We start from the raw sequence: 2,284 nt of genomic DNA, 5'->3' as shown, positions 1-2,284 counted from the left end.
GTTCCAACACCAGGATTGACAGGATACTACGCTGATAAAGCAAGTGTTGCTTCTAAGGCAGTTACTCAAGAAAACCTTGAAGAAACTGTTACTTACAAACCACTTGGAAACTTGGTTCCAAAACCAGAAACACCAAATGATCCAAACTTCCCATCAACACCAAAAGTGAAGTATCCAAATGATCCAACAGACCCAACGAAACCAGGTCAACCAGTCGTTCCTGATGTACCAGGTTATGAACCACACCTTCCAGATCCAAACGATCCAACGAAACCAGGTCAACCAATCCAACCAGGAACACCTGTAACACCTGATAAACCAGGGGAAGATACGCCAATCATCTATGTACCAAAAACAAATGATGTGACGCAACCAACAAAACAAACGGTAACGTTTGAAGGAGCTGGTTCAACCACACCAAAAGATGATGTTCAAAGCGACTATACCTTCACAGGTAAGAAGAATCAAGCAGATGGTACAACAACATGGACTGAAAACAGTCATGACTACGGCAAAGTAAAAGTCCCAGTCGTTGAACACTATTATGCGGATAAAGCTGAAGCAGGTGGTAAGACAGTTACACCAGAACACCCAGAAGCTACAGATAAAGTGGTTTATAAGGAACTCGGTAAGATCATTCCAGTTGACCCAGATGGCAACCCAATTCCAAATGCTCCAACTCCACAATATACAAATGATCCAAACGATCCAACTAAGGGTGGTGTAACACCAACACCAGTCATCCCAGGTTATGTGACAGACATTCCAAATGTAACACCATCTAACCCAGGAGCTGATACTCCAGTTGTTTACCGTAAAGCAGAACAAAAAGCTGTCATCAAGTACGTTGACCAAACAACAGGTCAAACCCTTGCCAATGATCAAGTCGGTGGTAAATCAGGTGAGGCAATCAATTACTCAACTGCGGATAAGATCAAGTACTATGAAGATCGTGGCTATGTTCTTGTAAGCGATGAATTCCCAGCAGGAGTTCACTTCGATACCGATGCATCAGTAGATCAAACCTGGACAGTAACCTTGAAACATGGTGAAACTCCAGTAGGACCAAATGATCCACATAACCCAACAGATCCAATCAATCCAAATGATCCAAACAGTCCTAAGTACCCAGCGACAGATCAATGGAAGAAAGATGTAACATCAACTGTTAAGTATGTGGTATCAGACGGTAAGACAACTGCCCCAGCTGATAAGGTTCAAAATGCACAATGGACACGTACCTTAAATCTTGATAAAGTTACAGGTAAAGTTCTTAACCCTGATGCACCATGGGCATCTAATAAGGCTAACTATGATGCAGTTCCAACACCAGGATTGACAGGTTACTACGCTGATAAAGGAAGTGTTGCTTCTAAGACAGTCACTCAAGAAAATCTTGAAGAAACTGTTACTTACAACCCACTTGGAAAATTGGTTCCAAAACCAGAGACACCAAAAGATCCAAACTTCCCATCAACACCAGAAGTGAAGTATCCAAATGATCCAAACGATCCAACAAAACCAGGTAAACCAGTTGTTCCAGATGTACCAGGCTACAAACCATACTTGCCAGATCCAAACGATCCAACGAAACCAGGTCAACCAGTAGAACCAGGAAAACCAATCACTCCTGAAAAACCAGGGGAAGATACGCCAATCATCTATGTACCAAAAACAAATGATGTGACGCAACCAACAAAACAAACGGTAACGTTTGAAGGAGCTGGTTCAACCACACCAAAAGATGATGTTCAAAGCGACTATACCTTCACAGGTAAGAAGAATCAAGCAGATGGTACAACAACATGGACTGAAAACAGTCATGACTACGGCAAAGTAAAAGTCCCAGTCGTTGAACACTATTATGCGGATAAAGCTGAAGCAGGTGGTAAGACAGTTACACCAGAACACCCAGAAGCTACAGATAAAGTGGTTTATAAGGAACTCGGTAAGATCATTCCAGTTGACCCAGATGGCAACCCAATTCCAAATGCTCCAACTCCACAATATACGAATGATCCAAACGATCCAACTAAGGGTGGTGTAACACCAACACCAGTCATCCCAGGTTATGTGACAGACATTCCAAATGTAACACCATCTAACCCAGGAGCTGATACCCCAGTTGTTTACCGTAAAGCAGAACAAAAAGCTGTCATCAAGTACGTTGACCAAACAACAGGTCAAACCCTTGCCAATGATCAAGTCGGTGGTAAATCAGGTGAGGCAATCAATTACTCAACTGCGGATAAGATCAAGTACTATGAAGATCGTGGCTATGTTC

The 2,284-nt window shown here is 42.6% G+C and carries 1 protein-coding gene; it reads left to right on the top strand.

Features of this window, described 5'->3' with window-relative positions; genetic code table 11:
- Nucleotides 1-2,284, top strand: a 2,284-nt coding sequence (locus QM406_RS09900) for a mucin-binding protein (protein WP_414274117.1), incomplete at both ends; no start/stop codon positions are given.

The organism is Streptococcus infantis, from assembly GCF_047465035.1.
GTDB lineage: Bacteria > Bacillota > Bacilli > Lactobacillales > Streptococcaceae > Streptococcus > Streptococcus infantis_T.
This window is presented reverse-complemented; position numbering and strand designations above follow the sequence as displayed.